General features: G+C 67.6%; 13 protein-coding genes. 2 read left to right on the forward strand and 11 right to left on the reverse strand.

Features of this window, described 5'->3' with window-relative positions; all coding sequences use genetic code 11:
* Positions 1-422: 422 nt before the first annotated feature.
* From nrdE to BUR99_RS19195, 4 genes are all read right to left on the reverse strand, one after another.
* Positions 423-2528 carry a class 1b ribonucleoside-diphosphate reductase subunit alpha gene (gene nrdE, locus BUR99_RS19180; protein WP_074262003.1) on the reverse strand — a complete coding sequence of 702 codons (2106 nt, stop codon included), beginning with the start codon at positions 2526-2528 and terminating at the stop codon, positions 423-425.
* 32 nt (positions 2529-2560) lie between these two features.
* Positions 2561-2977, reverse strand: coding sequence for a class Ib ribonucleoside-diphosphate reductase assembly flavoprotein NrdI (nrdI, locus tag BUR99_RS19185; RefSeq protein WP_074262004.1), 417 nt, complete (start codon positions 2975-2977; stop codon positions 2561-2563).
* Positions 2978-3051: 74 nt separating this feature from the next.
* Positions 3052-3285, reverse strand: coding sequence for a glutaredoxin-like protein NrdH (gene nrdH / locus BUR99_RS19190; RefSeq protein WP_074262005.1), 234 nt, complete (start codon positions 3283-3285; stop codon positions 3052-3054).
* A gap of 552 nt (positions 3286-3837) precedes the next feature.
* Positions 3838-8256, reverse strand: a complete 4419-nt coding sequence (locus tag BUR99_RS19195) for an endo-alpha-N-acetylgalactosaminidase family protein (RefSeq protein ID WP_234980929.1) — start codon at positions 8254-8256, stop codon at positions 3838-3840.
* A 201-nt stretch (positions 8257-8457) separates the two neighbouring features.
* Here BUR99_RS19195 and BUR99_RS19200 point away from each other — a divergent pair, with 201 nt between their 5' ends.
* Positions 8458-9255 carry an alpha/beta fold hydrolase gene (locus BUR99_RS19200; RefSeq protein WP_074262007.1) on the forward strand — a complete coding sequence of 266 codons (798 nt, stop codon included), beginning with the start codon at positions 8458-8460 and terminating at the stop codon, positions 9253-9255.
* 175 nt (positions 9256-9430) lie between these two features.
* Here the strand turns inward: BUR99_RS19200 and BUR99_RS19205 are convergent, their stop codons facing one another.
* Positions 9431-10009 (reverse strand): HhH-GPD-type base excision DNA repair protein, encoded by a 579-nt coding sequence (locus BUR99_RS19205; RefSeq protein ID WP_074262008.1) that lies wholly within the window; start codon positions 10007-10009, stop codon positions 9431-9433.
* Positions 10010-10145: 136 nt separating this feature from the next.
* Here BUR99_RS19205 and BUR99_RS19210 point away from each other — a divergent pair, with 136 nt between their 5' ends.
* On the forward strand, positions 10146-10529 hold the full coding sequence (locus tag BUR99_RS19210; protein WP_074262009.1) for a glyoxalase superfamily protein: 384 nt from the start codon (positions 10146-10148) through the stop codon (positions 10527-10529).
* A 98-nt stretch (positions 10530-10627) separates the two neighbouring features.
* On the opposite strand, the gene BUR99_RS19215 is transcribed toward BUR99_RS19210, so the two are convergent.
* The 6 genes from BUR99_RS19215 to BUR99_RS19240 form a co-directional block, all read right to left on the reverse strand.
* Positions 10628-11749: a substrate-binding domain-containing protein gene (locus tag BUR99_RS19215; RefSeq protein ID WP_074262010.1), complete on the reverse strand. Its 1122-nt coding sequence runs from the start codon at positions 11747-11749 to the stop codon at positions 10628-10630.
* Positions 11750-11835: 86 nt separating this feature from the next.
* Complete coding sequence (gene mmsB, locus BUR99_RS19220) at positions 11836-13194, reverse strand: multiple monosaccharide ABC transporter permease (RefSeq protein WP_074262011.1); 1359 nt, start codon at positions 13192-13194, stop codon at positions 11836-11838.
* Positions 13191-14732, reverse strand: coding sequence for a multiple monosaccharide ABC transporter ATP-binding protein (gene mmsA / locus BUR99_RS19225; RefSeq protein WP_074262012.1), 1542 nt, complete (start codon positions 14730-14732; stop codon positions 13191-13193). Before mmsA ends, mmsB begins: the two co-directional genes overlap by 4 nt.
* 156 nt (positions 14733-14888) lie before the next feature.
* Positions 14889-15977, reverse strand: coding sequence for a LacI family DNA-binding transcriptional regulator (locus BUR99_RS19230; RefSeq protein WP_074262013.1), 1089 nt, complete (start codon positions 15975-15977; stop codon positions 14889-14891).
* A gap of 95 nt (positions 15978-16072) precedes the next feature.
* Positions 16073-17545, reverse strand: coding sequence for an MFS transporter (locus tag BUR99_RS19235; RefSeq protein ID WP_234980930.1), 1473 nt, complete (start codon positions 17543-17545; stop codon positions 16073-16075).
* An 88-nt stretch (positions 17546-17633) separates the two neighbouring features.
* The gene (locus BUR99_RS19240) at positions 17634-18983 is read right to left on the reverse strand and encodes a phytase (protein WP_074262014.1); all 1350 of its coding nucleotides are present in this window, start codon (positions 18981-18983) and stop codon (positions 17634-17636) included.
* Positions 18984-18995: the final 12 nt, after the last annotated feature.

Consider the following 18995-nt stretch of genomic DNA (forward strand, 5'->3'; position numbering starts at 1 on the left):
TTGCGGAGCCTCGGCCGTGGGGCAGGCTCTGCCTGCCCCACAACCCCTAGACGCGCTGTGAAACAGTGCGCCTCGTGTTCTGTGCAGCTTCTTCAGGACTGACGAACCTGCCAGACCCAGCATCACGGCGAACGACACGCGAGTTCCCGGTCCCTGTACCGACCTGTTCGTGGATCGTGTACTGAGGCCAGCGTGCGGCGGTCGCGTTCGAAACGAAACGACCGGTGTTTGAACTGCGGTTGACTGAAGCCATGTTGGCTCCTCTCTCCGGCATCTGCCGGCGTCGTCCGCGGTATGAGCGCCCAACTGTTGCTGAGCTACAACTCATGTAGGCTGATTAGACGGTTTTCGAAATCGTCAGCAGCCTCCGCGGTTTGTTGATGGGGCCAAGTTGTTAGCGCAGCTTGGCCCCAAATTTGTTTCTACAGCGCGCAGCTGACGCACATCTCCAGCTCGGTGCCCTCAAGGGCCATCTGACGCAAGCGGATGTAGTAGATCGTCTTGATCCCCTTCTTCCATGCGTAGATCTGCGCCTTGTTGATGTCGCGCGTCGTCGCCGTGTCCTTGAAGAACAGGGTGAGCGAGAGGCCCTGGTCGACGTGCTGCGTCGCCGCGGCGTAGGTGTCGATGACCTTCTCGTAGCCGATCTCGTAGGCGTCCTGGTAGTACTCGAGGTTGTCGTTCGTCATGAACGCAGCCGGGTAGTAGACGCGACCGAGCTTGCCCTCTTTACGGATCTCGATCTTCGACGCGATCGGGTGGATCGAGGCCGTCGAGTTGTTGATGTACGAGATCGACCCGGTCGGCGGCACGGCCTGCAGGTTCTGGTTGTAGATGCCGTGCTCCTGGATGGAGGCCTTCAGCGCCTTCCAGTCCTCCTGCGTCGGGATGTGCACGTTGGAGTCGGCGAAGAGCTGCGTGACCTTGGCGGTCGCGGGCACCCACGCGGCATCCGTGTACTTGTCGAAGAACTCGCCCGAGGCGTACTTCGAGTCCTCGAAGCCGACGAAGGTCTCGCCGCGCTCCTTCGCGATGGCGTTCGACGCGCGCAGCGCGTGGAACAGCACCGTGTAGAAGTAGATGTTCGTGAAGTCGATGCCCTCTTCGCTGCCGTAGAAGATGCGCTCACGAGCGAGGTAGCCGTGCAGGTTCATCTGGCCGAGGCCGATGGCGTGCGACTTGTCGTTGCCGTCTTCGATCGAACGCACCGAGGTGATGTGGCTCATGTTCGACACGGCGGTGAGGCCGCGGATGGCGGTGTCGACGGTCTTGCCGAAGTCGGGCGAGTCCATCGTCAGCGCGATGTTCAGCGAGCCGAGGTTGCACGAGATGTCCTTGCCGATCTCGTTGTACGACAGGTCTTCGTTGTACGTCGTCGGCGTGTTGACCTGCAGGATCTCGGAGCACAGGTTCGACATGTTGATGCGGCCCTTGATGGGGTTCGCCTTGTTCACCGTGTCTTCGAACACGATGTAGGGGTAGCCGCTCTCGAACTGGATCTCGGCGATCGTCTGGAAGAACTCGCGCGCGTTGATCTTGGTCTTCTTGATGCGCGGGTTGTCGACCATCTCGCGGTACTTCTCGGTGACCGAGATGTCGCCGAACGGCTTGCCGTAGACCTTCTCGACGTCGTACGGCGAGAAGAGGTACATGTCTTCGCCGTTCTTGGCGAGCTCGAACGTGATGTCGGGCACGACGACGCCGAGCGACAGCGTCTTGATGCGGATCTTCTCGTCGGCGTTCTCGCGCTTGGTGTCGAGGAACCGCATGATGTCGGGGTGGTGCGCGTTCAGGTACACCGCGCCGGCGCCCTGGCGGGCACCGAGCTGGTTGGCGTAGCTGAAGGAGTCTTCGAGGAGCTTCATCACGGGGATGATGCCGCTCGACTGGTTCTCGATCTGCTTGATCGGGGCGCCGGCCTCGCGGATGTTCGAGAGCGAGAGGGCCACGCCGCCGCCGCGCTTCGAGAGCTGCAGGGCGGAGTTGATGCCGCGCGAGATCGACTCCATGTTGTCTTCGATGCGGAGCAGGAAGCACGAGACGAGCTCGCCGCGCTGGGCCTTGCCCGTGTTGAGGAAGGTCGGGGTGGCCGGCTGGAAGCGGCCGCCGATGATCTCTTCGACGAGGTTGACGGCGAGCTTCTCGTCGCCCTGCGCGAGGCCGAGGGCCGTCATGACGACGCGGTCTTCGAAGCGCTCGAGGTAGCGCTTGCCGTCGAACGTCTTCAGCGTGTAGCTCGTGTAGTACTTGAACGCGCCGAGGAAGGTCTCGAAGCGGAACTTCTTCGAGTACGCCAGGTCGTTGAGCTTGGTGATGAACTCGAACGAGTACTGGTCGAGCACGGCCTGCTCGTAGTACTCCTTCTCGACGAGGTAGTCGAGGCGCTCCTTCAGCGAGTGGAAGAAGACGGTGTTCTGGTTGACGTGCTGCAGGAAGTACTCGCGCGCCGCTTCACGGTCTTTGTCGAACTGGATCTCGCCGTTCGGGCCGTAGAGGTTCAGCATCGCGTTGAGCGAGTGGTAGTCCATGCCGCTCGCCGAACGAGGTGCGTCGATGAGCGCTACGCCGTCAGTTGTCGCTGTGTTTGCCAAAATGCGTCCAATCCATCGTCGACGGCGCGAACGTCGTCTGGTGTTCCGAATACTTCGAAGCGGTAGAGGTGCGGCACTCCCGTCTTGGCGGCGATGATGTCGCCGGCCAGACAGAAGGCCGTACCGAAGTTGGTGTTGCCCGCGCTGATGACGCCGCGGATGTTCGAGCGGTTGTCGGGATCGTTCAGGAAGCGGATGACCTGCTTCGGAACGGCACCCTTGCCGTCGCCGCCGCCATAGGTCGGCACGACGAGCACGTAGGGCTCGTCGACGTGCAGTGCTTCCTCACGCGCGTGCAGCGGGATGCGGGCCGCAGGGCGGCCGAGCTTCTCGATGAAGCGCTTCGTGTTGCCCGAGACGCTCGAGAAGTAGACCAGATTCGTCATGGTGCGTCCTTCGCGACTGCGTTCTCCACCGGTTCACTCCCCCGAGCTCACCGGCCGCTGCTATGCCAAGGCAATCAGCTCAGGCGGGAGGCGAGTTCGTCGATCTTGTCGGGACGGAATCCCGACCAGTGGCCTTCGTCGGTGATGACGACCGGGGCCTGCAGGTAGCCCAGCTCTTTGACCTGCGCAAGGGCGCTCTCGTCGACAGAGAGGTCGAGCACTTCGTACTCGATGCCCTTACTGTCGAGGGCGCGATATGTCGCGTTGCACTGGACGCAAGAAGGCTTGGTGTAGACCGTGACCGTCATTGTTTTCCCCTCGTTCTCAGGCTCTGGAGGAGCCTGTCCCCCGGTGTTGCATTTCGTACTTCAATACTACATCTAGTGTTTGCGGAACACGACTGCCACAACATGCTGTAGTTACATTCGTGTAGTTATCCACCGGGTTATCCACGGGTTATGAACAGCGGATGCCTCGGTGACCGGCGGATTCTCGCGGCTTCGACCGGGGTTATCCACACCCGCCGAGTTCGAAATCTCTTGCCCTGTGGACGAATTCCGGGCGTGTCGCGAATCGGAAGACTTGGGGGTGCTCGACCCACCTGACCCCTACATGTGGTGTTGTGCCTCCCACACTGCCACCACCCACCGACATCGCCGCGGCGCGACGCGCCCCTCTGCCGGTTGAGCTCTGCCCTTCTGTTGGTTGAGCTTGTCGAAACCTTCTCGCGGGTGGGTTTCGACCAGCTCAACCCGCAGAAGGGCGCACGGAGAAGTGGCCGGTGAGGCATCCATGCTGCTCACCGGCCACTCGCGGACCCCCCGATCCGCCCGTCGTCACCCGAAGACTTGCCTACACGATCACGACGCGCACACGAGCGTCGCGTTCCCCCAATCGGCGTGATCGTCGCCCGCGTCGTCGGCATTGCGATCGACGACGAGCTCGAGCTGCTCGACGCCCGTGACGTCGACGTTCAGCGCCTGCCCCGGGTCGGACCAGGTGATGACGCCCGTGCGGGCGAGTTCGACGCCGTCGCCCTTCACGATGAAGATCACGTCGCCGTTCTTCTTCGCGTCGTGCGAGTCGTCGAGGCCGACGGTCGCGGTGAACGCCGAGCACACGCCGCCGGCCAGCACCTTCACACTCGAATCGGCGTGCGTGCCGAGCCCCTTGGCGAACGTCACTCCGCCGATCTTCAACGGGAACCCGTCGCCCGCGGCATCCTCTCCGTTGGAGAGGTCGCGTTCGACCGGACCCCACCCGTTCGTCGACGACACGAAGGGCAGGTCGCTCACGAACACGGTGCCGACCGGTGCGGTCGGGCCGCCGGGCTCGGTCGCCTGGTCGGAGCAGTCGAACTTCGCGTCGGCCCAGTCGGCGTGGTCGTTGCCGTTGCCGTCGGGCGTGGTGCCGACGATCAGGTCGACGTACTGCGCCCCGGCGATGTCGGCGTTGATCGGCACGGTCGCCGAAGTGGCGCCGAGCACCGGCGTGGTCACGACCGTGCGACCGTCGGCGACCACGGAGAACTGCACCGAGCCGCGCGTCTTCTGCACGTCGTCGACGCCGACCTGCGCGGTGAACGCCGTGCAGTAGCCGCCGAGGTAGTAGCGAACGCTGCTCGGCGCGTGCGTGCCGAGCCCCTTCTCGTAGACGACGCCGGCCAGCGTGATCGGCGTGCCGTCGCCCTCGCCCTGCTCGCCGTTCGACCGGTCGCGCTCGACCGGGCCCCACCCGTTCGTCGCGCTCACCCACGGGTGGTCGCTCGCGAACACGTCGGCCTGCGGCGGGCCCGGGAGGGTCCGCACGGTGGTCTCCGTCGAGATGGTGCGCTCGCCGATCGGCTCGACGGTGGTCGAGTACGAGGCGTTCGCGGTGAAGGTGTAGCTGCCGTCGGCACTCGCCGGTGCGACGACGTTCCAGTGGGTGACGAGCGAGTCGCCCGATGCGAGGGTGGCGGCCGCAGCGGCATCCGTCGCCTCTGCCGTCCAGCCCTCGGGCACCTCGAGGGTGACCGCGACGTCGGCGATGTCGGCTGCCTCGTCGGAGGTGAACGTCGTCACGAACTCCGAAGCGACGCCCTGCTCGATCACGTCGGGCGTGAGCCCGGCCGTGAGCTGGGCGCAGGCGGGCACGGCGCTCGACGCACCGAGGTCTTCGACGAGCAGGTCGTCGAGCATCAGCTCGGCGCCGTCGGCCGAGCCGGTGCGCGAGAGCCCCACGAAGGTGTCGCCGCAGAAGCCGGCGTCGATCGTCTGGCTGAACCGGGTCGTGTCGGTCGCCTCGCCGAAGGTCGTCGAGGCGGTCACCGCGGGGCCGGCCGCACGGTCGTAGCCCGAGACCCAGGCGTACTCCCCCGCCTTCGAGCTCTGGTAGTCGAACGACACCCGGTAGCTGTGACCGGGCTCGAACGGGATCGTGTACTCCGAGGTGCGGTAGACCATGCCGGGGCCGCCGCCGGGGCCACGGTTCTCCTCATGCGCCATGAGCGACCAGTCGCCGTTCAGCACCATGTCGACCGGTCGGTCGTTCCAGCCCTGCTGGGTGAACGGCTCGTTGCGGCCGGCGATGTGCGTGCGCGGGTCGGTCGATCCACCGGCGTCGCCCTTGATGAACGGGCCCCAGCCGAAGTCGACGTCCTCGAAGTCCTCGGCGTAGACCTCGCCCTCGCCGAGGTCTGCGCGGCTGGTCTCGACGACGCGCACGTCATCGATCGTGACGGATGCCTCGCCAGCCTCGGCCGCGATGGTGAGCGTGGGCCTCACCCCGCCCTTCGGCACGTCGATCAGCACCCGCAGTCGCTGCAGGTTCGTGCCGGTCTTGTCATCGGCGGCGACGTAGTTCGTCGCCCCCGAGGAGTCGACCGTGACGGACTGCGACTCGCCCTTCGGCACGTCGACCGAGAGGGTCGTCGAGCGGGTCTCACCCGGCTCGACCTCGACCCAGGCACCCACCGAGTAGGTGCCCGCGGGCAGCTTGTCGAGCTTCTGGCTGATCGAGGAGGCCTCGGTGCCGAGGGTCGCGAAGCGCCGCCCGAGCTCGTCGCGCAGCGGCGCGGCGCCGCCGGTGGGGTTCCAGGCGTCGAGCGTGCCGGCGTTGAACCCGGGGTCGGCCACGACGGTGCCGTCGCCGAACTCGGTCTTCTTCGGCAGCTCGCTCGCAGCGGTCGACGTGCTGCCGCCCGTGAGCACGTAGGCCTGCGCGGCATCCGCTTCGATCGTGACCTGGCCGTCGACGACGGCGACATCCGCCACCTTCTCGCGACCGGTGTCGGTGAGCTTGAAGAGCTGCAGCGAGCGGTTGCCCGCGAACTCGTCGGTGAGGGTCCAGGTGGTCGCGCCGCCCGCCGGGTTGTAGTGGTAGAGCTTGTCGTGCTCGTCGTTCTCCTCCGACGACCACGGCAGCAGGTAGGTGCCGCCCTGCAGCACGCTCGCGCCGTCGACGGTGATGTTGCGCTCGGCCGCCGTGGCGCCGGTCACGCTCACGTCACCGGTGAGCTCGATGCGCTCGGGCGTCCACTTGGTGATCTCCTCGTGCTGGAGGAACTTCGCCGGCAGGTTCGCGGTCCACACGTTCGTGAGGAACCCGTCGAAGTCGTTCTGGCCGGTCCAGCCCTCGAACTCGATGATGTGCGTGGCGCCGAGCTTGGGGTCGGGGTTCCAGACGTCGGACTGCGAGTTGTTCACGAACCGCAGGATCTGGGAGTTCACGCCCTTGTTGTCGGTGCCGCCGTACTTCTCGTCGTTCGCCCAGTGCGACCACGTGTTGTTCTCGCTGAGCTTGTCGGCCCACTCCGAGCCGACGCGGAAGTCGTGGTCGACGAGCGAGTCCTGGATCTTCTGCGCGAGCCAGCCGAACTGGTAGTACACGTCGACGTAGACGAAGTCGAGGTTGTCGTCGGTCGCGTCGGCGAGTTCGCCGATGCGCTCGTCGAGCGTGCCCGAGACGATGTCCTCGCGCTGGTCCATGTAATAGGACTGGTCGAGCCAGTTCCATCCCTTGGCGTTCTCGTCGGCGAGCTCGTCGCTGAACGACTTCGCCTCGGGGTAGATCTCGGTGGCGTTCACGTGCACGCCGAACGAGGCGTTCCACTTCTCGCCGCGCTTCAGCAGGGTGTTGAGGTCGTCGAGGCCGCCGGCCCGCTCGTTGAAGTTGTCGCCGTAGTCGGTGTTCGCCGAGTCGTGGCCCTCGCTCGTGTAGCCCTTCAGCATCGCGACCTGGCCGAGGCCGTCGGTCGCGAGCGAGACGCGCTTCACGTCGTCGAGGGTGCGCAGGAACGGGTGCGTCGCCTGCGAGGCGAAGTTGAACGGGATGTGGGTCACGACGTTGTCGGGCGTCTCGTCGCCCTTGAACGGGGCCACGCGGATATCGCGCATCGCGATCGCGCCGTCCTGCCAGTCGACGGTGCCGTCGGCGTTGGCGTCGGGCGTGATGGCGACCTTCACCCAGGGCAGCTCTTCGGTCGTGGTGGAGCGGTCGGCCCGGATGAGCCACTGCCCGCTCGAGACGCCGACCTCGACGCCGCCGGCGCCGTCGCTCACGGCCTGACGCCAGAAGTTGCCGGAGTCCTTGTTGCCCGGGCCCGACGAGGTGTCGTAGAGCGAGTTCGTCGCGAACGCCGCAGCGAGCTGCCCCGTGTTCACGATGATCGCGTTCGACGACTTCGCGCTCGCGTCGAGCGGCGTCGCGGGCGTCACCGGGATGAACGTGTCGCCCGAGACGTTGCGGTTGACCGAGAGGTTCGCCGCGGCGACGGACGCCCCGGCATCGGCCGACGACACGGTCACGAGATTCTGGCCGGGGATCTGCAGGGTGCGCACGACCGCGTCGGGGTCGGTGATGCCGGTCACGGCGAACGTGACGACGTTGCGCTTCAGGCTCAGCCGCGCCTCGATCACGACGCCGCCGAGGTTCGTCGGGGTGAGCGTGTAGTCGACGGTGTGCCCGTCGACCTGCTCGGACGAGACGGTCACCGGCTCCGCCGCGCCGTTCACCACGAGGCTCGTGAGCACGTCGGGGTTGCCGGCGATCGAGGCATCCGTCGCCCGGTGGGTGTAGCCCACGACCTGTGGGAACGCCGCCGAGACCGCGACCTCGAGCTGCTTCGAGGTGAGCGTCAGCAGCCCCTCGGATGTCGCGGCCGCGCGTGCGCCGGAGGCGGCCACGCCGAACGGGGCGGCCGAGGCCGACGCCGCCGTGATCGGGATCAGCGCGCCGGCCGCGAGCACACCCGCGAGGCCGATCCTGCCGAGTCGGTCGATGAAACGTGGTGAAGGCATCCTTGGCTCCAAGTGTCGATCGCAATTGTTAGCGGTATCAACGGTCATCCTGATGGAGTTTTGACGCCAGTGCAAGACTTTTCTCGGGTGAGTCGTCGCGAGACGACCTGTTCGGCAGGCCAGCGTAGTTATCGGTAACAGTCGTTGTCCCGACGCGAGCGACGGCGTAGCCTGACCTCGAGCGAGACGAAGGGGCATCCGATGACCGAGTTCGCGACCTCCGCAGACGGCACGCGCATCGCCTACGACCGGCAGGGCTCCGGGCCGCCGGTGATCCTCGTCGACGGCGCGATGCAGTTCCGCGCGTTCGACCCGGCGACCGTCGAGATGGCGGGCGAACTCGCCCGGCACGGGTTCACCGTGTACCACTACGACCGGCGCGGGCGAGGCGAGAGCCCGGCGGCGGCGCCGATCACGCTCGGTCAGACCCTCGACGACCTGCGCGCCCTCATCGACGTGGCCACCGAGGGCGCCGACGACGCCGTCGCCCTCTTCGGCAGCTCCTCGGGCGGGGCGATCGCGCTCGCGGCCGCGGCATCCGGTCTCGCGGTCTCGAAGCTCGTGCTGTGGGAGGTGCCGCTGAACGCCGAGCTCGGCACCGACGGCGCGGAGTGCCTCGGCGGGCTGCGCGAGCGCATCGAGGCCGGCGACGGCGATGCCACCATCGAGTACTTCATGAAGGACATGCCGCCCGAGTGGCTCGCGGGCGCGAAGGCGAGCCCGGGCTGGCCGATCATGACCGCGATGGGCCCGAGCCTCGAGCCCGACTCCGAGGCGCTCGCCTGGACGCAGAGCGCGGCGCGGCCGGCGCTCTGGGCCGGCATCACGCAGCCGACGCTCGTGCTCGTCGGCGAGCAGACCCTCGACCTCATGACACCCGCGGCCGACTCGCTCGTCACGAGCCTGCCGCACGCGTTCCGCGGCACCGTGCCCGCGGCCGATCACGCCTGGGAGCCGAAGGCGATGGCGCTCGCGATCGCGGGGTTCCTCGTCGACTAGACGACACTCCACGCCTGACGCACCCGCGCGACACGCTGCGCCCACTCAGCCGTTCACGCTCGCCGAGCCAGGACTCCTCGCCGACGCCTTGGCGCACCACATCCGAGAGCCCGGCACTTCGGCACTTCGGTACTTCGGTACCGGCTTCGCCGACGAGCACCCTCGTGCGGCGCCGCTAGCTCGTCTTCGCGGCCTTCGCCGCGGCCTTGGCCGCCTGCTTCGTCGCCCGCACCTTGGCGAGCGACTCGGGGTCGACGATGTCGGCGACCGAGCGGAACGCGCCCTCGTCGCCGTACGACCCGGCCGCTTCGCGCCAGCCCGGCGCGGTGAGCCCGCACTGCTTGCCGAGCAGCGCGAGGAAGATCTTCGCCTTCTGGTCGCCGAAGCCCGGCAGGGCCTTCAGCCGCGCGAGCACCTCGGCACCGCTCGGCTCGCCCTGGGTCCAGAGAGCGGATGCCTCGCCGCCCCAGTCGTCGACGATCGCCGACGCGAGCGCCTGCACGCGACCGGCCATCGAGCCCGGGAAGCGGTGCACCGCCGGCGTCTGCTTGAACACCTCGACGAAGGCCTCGGGATCGTAACCCGCGATGGTCTCGGGGTCGATCGAGCCGATGCGGGTGCGGACCTTCTCGGGTCCGGCGAACGCCGACTCCATGGTCACCTGCTGGTCGAGGAGCATTCCCGTGAGCAGCGCGAACGCGTCGTCGCTGAGCAGCGCGTCGGCGGCCTGCTCCCCCGTGATGTGCAATGCCATGCGTCCATCCTTCCACTCGAGGGCCGCGGCATCCGCTGCTCTTCGAATGCGGACGGAAACTGACCGCTTCGTTGCCTACCGTGGAAGTAGGCGATTCGATGGGACGGATCGCACCACACCCCTACGAGGAGTCACCATGGACTGGAAGATCGAGCTCATCTACGTGCCCGTCACCGATGTCGATCGGGCGAAGGCGTTCTACGTCGACAAGCTCGGCTTCAACGCCGATCACGACCACCGGGTCAGCGAGAGCCTGCGCTTCGTGCAGTTGACCCCGCCCGGGTCGGCCTGCTCGATCGCGTTCGGCGAGGGAATGGGCGGCAGCCTGCAGCCCGGGCAGCAGGACTCGATCCAGGTCGTCATCCCCGACGCCGACGCCGTGCTCGCCGAGCTCCGCGCCAAGGGCGTCGAGGCCGAGGGCGTCGACGAGCAGGCCTGGGGCCGCTTCGTCACGCTGAAGGACCCCGACGGCAACCGCTGGACCCTGCAGGAGCTGCCCGACTACAGCCAGCAGGCGTAGCCGAGACGGGTGGGCGGATGCCGCGGCATCCCCTCACCCGCCGCACACGACGATGGCCCTCGCTCCCGAAGGAGCGAGGGCCATCGTGCTGCAGGTGACTAGCCGGCCGCGTTCACGATGTCGAGGAGGTTCGGGTTGTTGGCGTACGCCTCAGCCGCGTTCTCCTTCGTCACGATGACCGGGTCCAGCAGGTACGAGGGAACGATCTTCACGCCGTTGTCGTACTGCTCGGTGTCGTTGACGTCGACCTCTTCGCCCTTCTGGAGCTGCTGGATCATCTTGATCGTCTGCTCCACGAGGAGGTTGGTGTCCTTGTTGATGGTCGAGTACTGCTCGCCCGCCATGATCGACTTGACCGACTCGACCTCGGAGTCCTGACCGGTGACGGTCACCTTCGAGATGTCCTTGCCGGCCTGCTTGGTCGAGGTGATGATCGCCCGAGCGAGGTTGTCGTTCGGCGAGAGCACGCCGTCGACGTTCTTGTCGCCGTAGTTCGCGGCGAGCAGCGAGTCCATGCGGCTCTGAGCGTTCTCGGCCTCCCAGCCCTGGGTCGCGGTCTGGGCGATGTCGGTCTGACCCGAGACGACGACGAGCGTGCCGTCGTCGATCTTCGGCTGCAGCACCTTCATGGCGCCGTCGAAGAACACGGCCGAGTTGGCGTCGTCGGGCGAGCCCGAGAAGAGCTCGACGTTCCACGGAGCCTCGTGGCCCGAGCGCGCGGCGAGACCGTCGAGCAGGGCCTGGCCCTGGAGCTCGCCGACCTTGAAGTTGTCGAACGCGACGTAGTAGTCGACGTTCTCCGTGTTCTCGATCAGGCGGTCGTAGGCGATGATCGTGACGCCGGCGTCGGCGGCCTGCTGCAGCTGCGTGCCGAGCTGCTTGCCGTCCTTCGCGCCGATGACGATGACCTTCGCGCCGTTGGTGACCATGGCCGAGATCTGGTTCTGCTGCTCCGCGACGGTGTTCGAGGCGGGTGCGTACTGCACGTCGCCCTTGAACCCGGCGTCGGCGAGGCCGTCTTCGAAGAGACCGCCGGCCAGCACCCAGTTCTCCGACGTCTTGTCGGGAAGGGCGATGCCGATCGTCGAGTCGGCGGCGAAGCCGGCGGAGCCGGAGGCGCCGTCGGTCGATTCTCCACCACCGCGGTCGGACGAGCAGCCGGCGAGCGCCAAGGCTGCGACTGCGGCGATCGCTGTGGCCGCAAGAGTGATTTTCTTCATTGATCTTTCACTTTCTCGATGGGAATTGCAGGACTACTCGGAGGTGACGATGTGGATGAGTTCGAGCGGATGCCGCTGCGGGCGACTCAGCGCCGGGTGAGGTCCTCGGGCAGCGAGGACACGTTGGCCTGGTTGGTGGGGGCGACGGTCGGAGCCTCGTCGGGGGCCTGGGTCTCGAGGCGCGCCTTGCGGCGGCCCGACCAGAGCCCGAGGATCGACGGGCGGCCCTGGCGCTTGCTCCAGACGTCGACGCCGACGGCGAGGAGGAGCACGAGACCCTTGATGATCTGCACCACGTCGGCGCCGGCGCCGATGAGCTGCAGGCCGTTGTTGAGGAAGGCCATCACGAGACCACCGACGATCGAGCCGATCACGGTGCCGATGCCGCCGGAGACCGCCGCGCCGCCGATGAAGACGGCCGCGATGGCGTCGAGCTCCCAGCCGTTGCCGTCCTGGGGGCCGGAGGCCGTGGCGCGCGCCACGTAGATCATGCCGGCGACGGAGGCGAGCACCGACATGTTCATCATCACGAAGAAGTCGACCCGGCGGTCCTTGACGCCCGAGAGCGTCGCGGCGAGGCGGTTGCCGCCGACCGCGTAGATGTGGCGGCCGAAGATCGTGTTGCGGGTGATGAACGAGTAGAGGATGACGAGCACCACGAGGATGATGCCCGAGATCGGGAAGCTCGTGCCGGGGCGGCCGGTGGCGAAGAGCCACGCTGCCCAGAGGATGACGCCCGCGAGCACGATGACCTTGACGACGCTCACCCAGAGGGGCGCCGAGTCGGAGCCCATCTTCTTCTGCTGACGGCGCAGGTGGATCTCGTTCCAGACGATCCAGCCGGCACCCACGAGGCCGAGCAGCATCGTCAGCACGTTGAAGTTGAATGGCAGCGCGAGCTCGGGCAGGTACCCTGCGCCGATCATGCCGAACTCCTGCGGTACGGGCGTGGTCGTCGACTGGCCGATGAGCTGGTTGCCGCCGCGGAAGATGAGCATGCCGGCCAGCGTCACGATGAACGCCGGCACTCCGACGAACGCGACCCACATGCCCTGCCAGGCACCGATCAACACGCCCACGCCGATGCCCAGGAGGATCGCGAGCGGCCACGGGAAGTTCCACTCCGCCATGGACTTGGCCACGATGATGCCCGTGAACGCCGCGACCGAGCCGACCGACAGGTCGATGTGGCCCATGATGATGACCATCACCATGCCGATCGCGAGGATCAGGATGTAGGAGTACTGGTTGACGACGTTGATCAGGTTCGTCGGCGAGAGCGTCAGCCCGTTCGTCCAGATCTGGAAGATCACGATGATGACGATGAGGCTGCCGAGGATGCCGAACTGTCGGAGGCTGGACTGGCCGCCTCCGAAGATCTTGCGGATGTCGGAGAGCCCGCCCTTCTTCTTCTGGGCGGCCGGGTCGTTCGCCGTCGTGCTCATGCGTTCGCCTTCTTCTTGGCGGAGGTCATGCTGCGCATGAGCGCCTCCGGGTTGGCTTCGGATGCGGGGATGTTGTCGGTGATCTGGCCTTCGAACACCGTGTAGATGCGGTCGGCGATGCCGAGCAGCTCGGGCAGCTCGCTCGAGATGAGGATGACGCCCTTGCCCTGCGCCGCGAGCGACTGGATGATCGTGTAGATCTCGTACTTGGCGCCGACGTCGATGCCGCGGGTGGGTTCGTCGAGGATGAGCAGGTCGGGGTCGGTGAACATCCACTTCGCCAGCACGACCTTCTGCTGGTTGCCGCCCGAGAGCTTGGAGACGCCCGCGTCGACGCTCGGGGTCTTGATGCGCAGCTGCTTGCGGTAGCCCTCGGCGATGCCGAACTCCTGCGAGTCGTCGACCACACCGCGCTTCGCGATCTTCGAGAGCTTCGCCGACACGACCGATCGCTTGATCGTGTCGAGCAGGTTCAGCCCGAGCTGCTTGCGGTCTTCGCTGACGTACGCGAGACCGTGGTCGATCGCCGATTCGACGTCCTTCAGCACGATCTCCTGGCCGTCCTTCACGATCGTGCCCGAGAGGTAGGTGCCGTAGGAGCGCCCGAAGATGCTCATCGCGAGCTCGGTGCGCCCTGCGCCCATGAGCCCGGCGAGGCCGACGATCTCACCGCGCCGCACGTTGAGGCTCGAACCCTTGACCACGAGCCGCTCGGCCACCTGCGGGTGCTGGATCGTCCAGTCCTTCACCTCGAAGAACACGTCGCCGATGTGCGGCGTGCGGTCGGGGAACCGACTCTCGAGCGAGCGGCCCACCATGCCCTTGATGATGCGGTCCTCGTCGACGCCGCCGGCGTGCACGTCGAGGGTCTCGATCGTGTGACCGTCGCGGATGATCGTGATCTCGTCGGCGACCGCTTCGATCTCGTTGAGCTTGTGCGAGATCATGATCGACGCGATGCCCTTGCCCTTCAGGCCGCGGATCAGGTCGAGCAGGTGCTGCGAGTCGTCTTCGTTGAGTGCGGCCGTCGGCTCGTCGAGGATCAGGAGCTTCACGTCCTTGACGAGCGCCTTCGCGATCTCGACGAGCTGCTGCTTGCCGACGCCGAGGTGCTTGATCTGCGTGTCGGGGTCTTCGTCGAGTCCGACTCGTGCGAGCAGGTCGATGGCCCGCACCTTCGCCGCGCGCCAGTCGATGCGACCGCCGTGGTTGATCTCGTTGCCGAGGAAGATGTTCTCGGTGATCGACAGCTCGGGGATGAGGGCGAGCTCCTGGTGGATGATCGCGATGCCGGCATTCTCGCTCTGGCGGATGTCGCGGAACTGCACCTCCTCGCCCCGGAAGATGATCTGCCCCGTGTACGTGCCGTGCGGGTAGACCCCGGAGAGCACCTTCATGAGGGTCGACTTGCCTGCGCCGTTCTCGCCGCAGATCGCGTGGATCTCGGCGGGCATCACGGTGAGCGAGACATCCGACAGCGCCTTCACGCCGGGGAACTCCTTGGTGATGGAGCGCATCTCGAGAATCGGCTGCGGCATCATCGGGTGCCTCCCGACCTGCGGGAGTCCGCAAGGGGTGTCGTCGGCGACTGGTTCACGTGCGACCTCGATGTCATTCGTTCGGGGGCGGTACCTGTGTGCGATCCGTGTGACCGTTCACATCGAGACCAATGGTGCATCCGAGATGCGGCGCTGTCAAGCCGAGTCAGTCACGCTTGTGTAACGGGGGCGGTGACCGGATGCCTGGGCCGACGAGCCGCGCACGACGAGCCGCGGCACGATCTCCTCGACCTCGAGCACCTCGCGCCCGTGCACCTGGTTCAGCAGCAGGGCCACTGCGCGGCGCCCGACCTCGCGGAAGTCCTGGTGCACGGTCGTGAGCGGCGGCCACACGTGCTGGGCCACGGGGATGTCGTCGAATCCGACCACGCTGATCTCACCCGGCACGTCGAGGCCGGCGTCGCGGAACGCGTGCATGAGGCCGATCGCCATCTGGTCGTTCGCCGCGAACACCGCGGTGAAGTCGCGGGTGCGACTGAGCTCGCGGCCTGCGAAATAGCCGAAGTCGGCGCTCCAGTCGCCGAGGATCGGCGGGTGCAGGGTGAGGTCGGCATCGTAGACCGCATCGAGGAATCCGCGCATGCGCGCCTCGGCCTCGATCCAGTCCTGCGGGCCGGCCAGGTGCACGATCTCGCGGTGCCCGAGGCTCACGAGGTGCTGCGTGGCGCGGCGTGCGCCCGTCACCTGATCCACCGAGAGGGCGAGGTGGTCGCTCCGCCCGGTCGACTGCAGGCTCACGAACGGCACGCCGATCGGCGCCGCCGCGAGCACGTCGAAGACCCGCACCTGCGGGGCGATGACGACGAGCCCCTCGATCGCCTGCAGCATGAGGTGCTCGAGGGCATCGGTGATGGCCTCCGGCGTCACGGTGGCGAGATTCGCGGTGTTGACGTAGTACCCGTGCTCCCGCGCGGCATCCTCGATCGCGGCGATGCTCGTCGCTGGGCCGTACTCGGAGCTGCGCGCCGCCAGCACCCCGATGGTGTGCGAACGGCTCGTCACGAGGGCTCGCGCCGCGCGGTTCGGCCGGTACTGCAGCGTCTCCATGGCGAGGAGGACGCGCTCCTTGGTCTCGGGCCGGATGCTCGGATGGTCGTTCAGCACCCGCGAGACGGTCTGGTGGGACACCTCGGCCAGGCGCGCGACATCACGGATGCTGGGCGCCCGCCCTTTGGGAGTCTCAGGAGTCACTGCCAACCCATTCACCCCGATGTGCACGTTCACATCAGCGGCGCTTCCATTATGCACGGGGAGGTCGTTTCGCGCGCCATCGAGACGTGTGACAGTCACATGGCGGGATCGGCGCACGGCCCCGAGGCTCAGCTCGCGACCGAGGACGCGCCGAGCGGTCGCACCCGACCGGCGAGCAGCACGGCGACCACCGCGATCGCGACGGTCACGGCGAAGTCCGCGGCGAACATTCCCGAACCCAGCGCGCTCGAGACGAGCGCCGTGATCGCGAGCGCGATAGCCGCGCCGAGCGACTCGGAGATGGTGAGGGCCGCGCTGTTGAAGCCCTGCGCGGAGACGGGCGAGAGGGCGAGCACCGCGACCGAGAACCGCGGGTACATGAAGCCCATGGCACCGCCCGCGAGCGTCCACGCCGTGAACGCGATCGCCGGCGCCAGCGTGAACAGGGCGACGACGAACACGACCGCGAGCGAGATCGCGAGCAGGATCGTGCCGATCACGACGGCCTGCGTGTTCGACACCCGAGTGAGCCGCCCCTGGAGCCACGACGCGGCCGCCCACGAGACGCCGGCACCGGTCAGCACCGCGCCGGCGAGGCTCGGCGAGAACTCGTAGCGCTCGATGAAGAGGTACGGCAGGTAGATCTCGCTGCCGAAGAACGCGCCGGCCACGATGAGCTTCAGCAGCACCGTCGCCGGCATGCCGCGCGCCGCGCGCAGGGTGCCCGGCGGCAGCAGCGGCCGCGCCGCCCACGCCGCGAGCGCGATCGCGGCGATCGCGACCACCCAGCGCCACGGGTCGCCGAGCTCCTTCGCGAGCGAGACGCCGAGTGCCGCGGCGGCCACGAGCACCGCCCAGCCCATGCGGCTGATGCTCCACTGCACCGAGGGATCACCCTGCACCTGGTCGCGCACGCGCAGCACGGGCGGCAGCATCATCGCGGCGGCGGGCACGACGAGCGCGATGACGCCGAGGAACACCCAGTGCCAGCTGAACGTCTCGGCGACGACACCGGCGAGCGCCGGGCCGATGATCGACGGGATCACCCAGGCCGCGGCGAAGCCGGCGAAGACCCGGGCCCGGAGCTCCGCCGGGTACACCCGGCCCACGATCACGTAGAGCGGCACGATGACCGCAGCGCCCGAGAGGCCGTGCACGAACCGGCCGACGATGAAGACCTCCATGTTCACCGCGGTGCCGGCGATCACGAGGCCGACGACGAACAGTGCGGCCGAGACCAGGAGCGACGGGATCGGCCCCGAGCGGTCGGTCCAGTTGCCCGCGATGACCATGCCGATGATGCCGGCGGCGAGCGGCACGGCGAAGGCGAGCGCGAAGAGCGATGCGCCGTCGAGCTGCTCGGCCACGAGCGGCATGATCGTCGTGACCGCCATCGCCTCGAACGCGGCGAGGAAGATGAGCGAGAACATGCCGATCGACAGCCACCGGTACGGCTTCGACAGCGGACCGGCGGCGGGCACGGGCGTCACCGGTTCGGCGATCGGCGCAGCGGATGCCGCGGCGCCCGCCGCGATCGCAGCGCTCGTCGCCTCGGGGTCGGTCGAGGGCGGCGCTGGCGTCTCTGCGGTGGGTTCGGTCACCCTGTCGAGCCTACGACTTCAAGCACGCTTGAACTCAAGGGGATGCCCCGGGTGGCGAAACCGCCGCCCGGGGCATCCGAACCGTCGACTACCGGAAGCGCGGGTCGTTGCCCGCGGCGGTGCTCACCTTCAGCTGCAGCGCCTCGGCGATGTCATCCCAGTCCACGTAGGAGAAGTTCGTCGCATCGCGGTCGCCGTCGACGCCCTCGCCGGTCTCGGGCTCGTCGTGCGTCACGAGCAGTCCCTCGCGGTAGTCGCCGACGACGCGATTGGTGACGGCGAGCCCGTCGGAGCCGTTGATCTCATCGGCACCCTCGACACCGTCGACGCGGAACGTGCCGACGAGGCGGTTGCGTCCCTGCCGTTCGTAGACGGCGAAGGTGTCGTCGCCCTGGCTCGAGACGATGAGGTATCCGGTGGCGCCGGGCCCGTAGTAGAGGTCGACGCCCTCTGCGTCGGCCTCGAGCACCGGGCCTCCGAAGCCTTCGTCACCCGCGTCGACGGGCGCGCATTCCTCGGTCTCGGGGTCGTACGCGTCGTGGACGCCGAAGTCCTTCACCCGGTCGATGAGCCGCGGCTCGGCCGCGCCGAAGGGGAGCTGCAGACGCCAGAGGCCGACATCCTCCTGCGCCGCGTACAGCACGCCGGTGCGCTGGTCGACGGTGAGACCCTCGAGGTGCGGTTCGATGCCGGGTTCGTCGCACGGCGTCCAGGTGGTGCCGTCGGGCAGCGGGAACGAGGCCGGCATGTCGGTCGTGGCGACGTCGGCGTACCCGAGCGCACCGTCGATCTCGACGATGCGGGCGGTCGCGAGGGTCGTGGCGCCCTCCTGCGTGACGACGGCGTACGCGTCGCCACCGCCGGCCGGCTGCCACATGGCGAGGCCGTAGGCGGTGTGCCCCTCGTCGACCGTCGCCCGGTCGGCACTGAAGAGGAACGGCTGTTCGGCCGCGGTGACCTCGACGAGCGGGGTCTCCGCCTCCGTGCCGGCGGGGTCGATCGTGAAGAAGCGCAACTGATCGTTGTAACGGTCGGAGACGACGGCGACGTCGACGCGCTCGCCGTCGAGCTCGACGCCGTAGGCGATGTCGACGTTGTTGTACCGGCCCTCGGTGCCGTCGGCGCGGGGCGCGACCGTGGCGGGCAGCGACTGCAGCTCGTCCGACTCGAGGTCGTAGACGCGGAGGCCGCCCTCCTTCGCCGTGACGATCACGATGGACTCGTCGGATTCGCCCGGGTGCACCCAGATCGCCGGGTCGTCGCCGACGGCGTTGCCGCCCGCCTCATCGTCGTAGAGCACGGGCGTCTCGTTGTCGGTCGTGACGACGGCCGGGGCGTCACCGGCGTGGCGAGGTGCGGCGGCCCACGCAGCGGGCGCGGTTGCGAGGAGCAGGGCGGCGACGGATGCCGTTGCGGCACCCTTCAGCAATGGGGTCATGCGACGAGACTC

Source organism: Agromyces cerinus subsp. cerinus (genome assembly GCF_900142065.1).
Taxonomy (GTDB): Bacteria; Actinomycetota; Actinomycetes; order Actinomycetales; family Microbacteriaceae; genus Agromyces; species Agromyces cerinus.

Coding starts and splice junctions, on each gene's coding strand:
- nrdH (WP_074262005.1), bottom strand. CDS start 3,285: ATGACGGTCACGGTCTACACCAAGCCTTCTTGCGTCCAGTGCAACGCG.
- nrdE (WP_074262003.1), bottom strand. CDS start 2,528: ATGGACTACCACTCGCTCAACGCGATGCTGAACCTCTACGGCCCGAAC.
- mmsB (WP_074262011.1), bottom strand. CDS start 13,194: ATGAGCACGACGGCGAACGACCCGGCCGCCCAGAAGAAGAAGGGCGGG.
- BUR99_RS19210 (WP_074262009.1), top strand. CDS start 10,146: ATGGACTGGAAGATCGAGCTCATCTACGTGCCCGTCACCGATGTCGAT.
- nrdI (WP_074262004.1), bottom strand. CDS start 2,977: ATGACGAATCTGGTCTACTTCTCGAGCGTCTCGGGCAACACGAAGCGC.
- BUR99_RS19200 (WP_074262007.1), top strand. CDS start 8,458: ATGACCGAGTTCGCGACCTCCGCAGACGGCACGCGCATCGCCTACGAC.
- BUR99_RS19205 (WP_074262008.1), bottom strand. CDS start 10,009: ATGGCATTGCACATCACGGGGGAGCAGGCCGCCGACGCGCTGCTCAGC.
- BUR99_RS19195 (WP_234980929.1), bottom strand. CDS start 8,256: ATGCCTTCACCACGTTTCATCGACCGACTCGGCAGGATCGGCCTCGCG.
- BUR99_RS19215 (WP_074262010.1), bottom strand. CDS start 11,749: ATGAAGAAAATCACTCTTGCGGCCACAGCGATCGCCGCAGTCGCAGCC.
- BUR99_RS19240 (WP_074262014.1), bottom strand. CDS start 18,983: ATGACCCCATTGCTGAAGGGTGCCGCAACGGCATCCGTCGCCGCCCTG.
- mmsA (WP_074262012.1), bottom strand. CDS start 14,732: ATGCCGCAGCCGATTCTCGAGATGCGCTCCATCACCAAGGAGTTCCCC.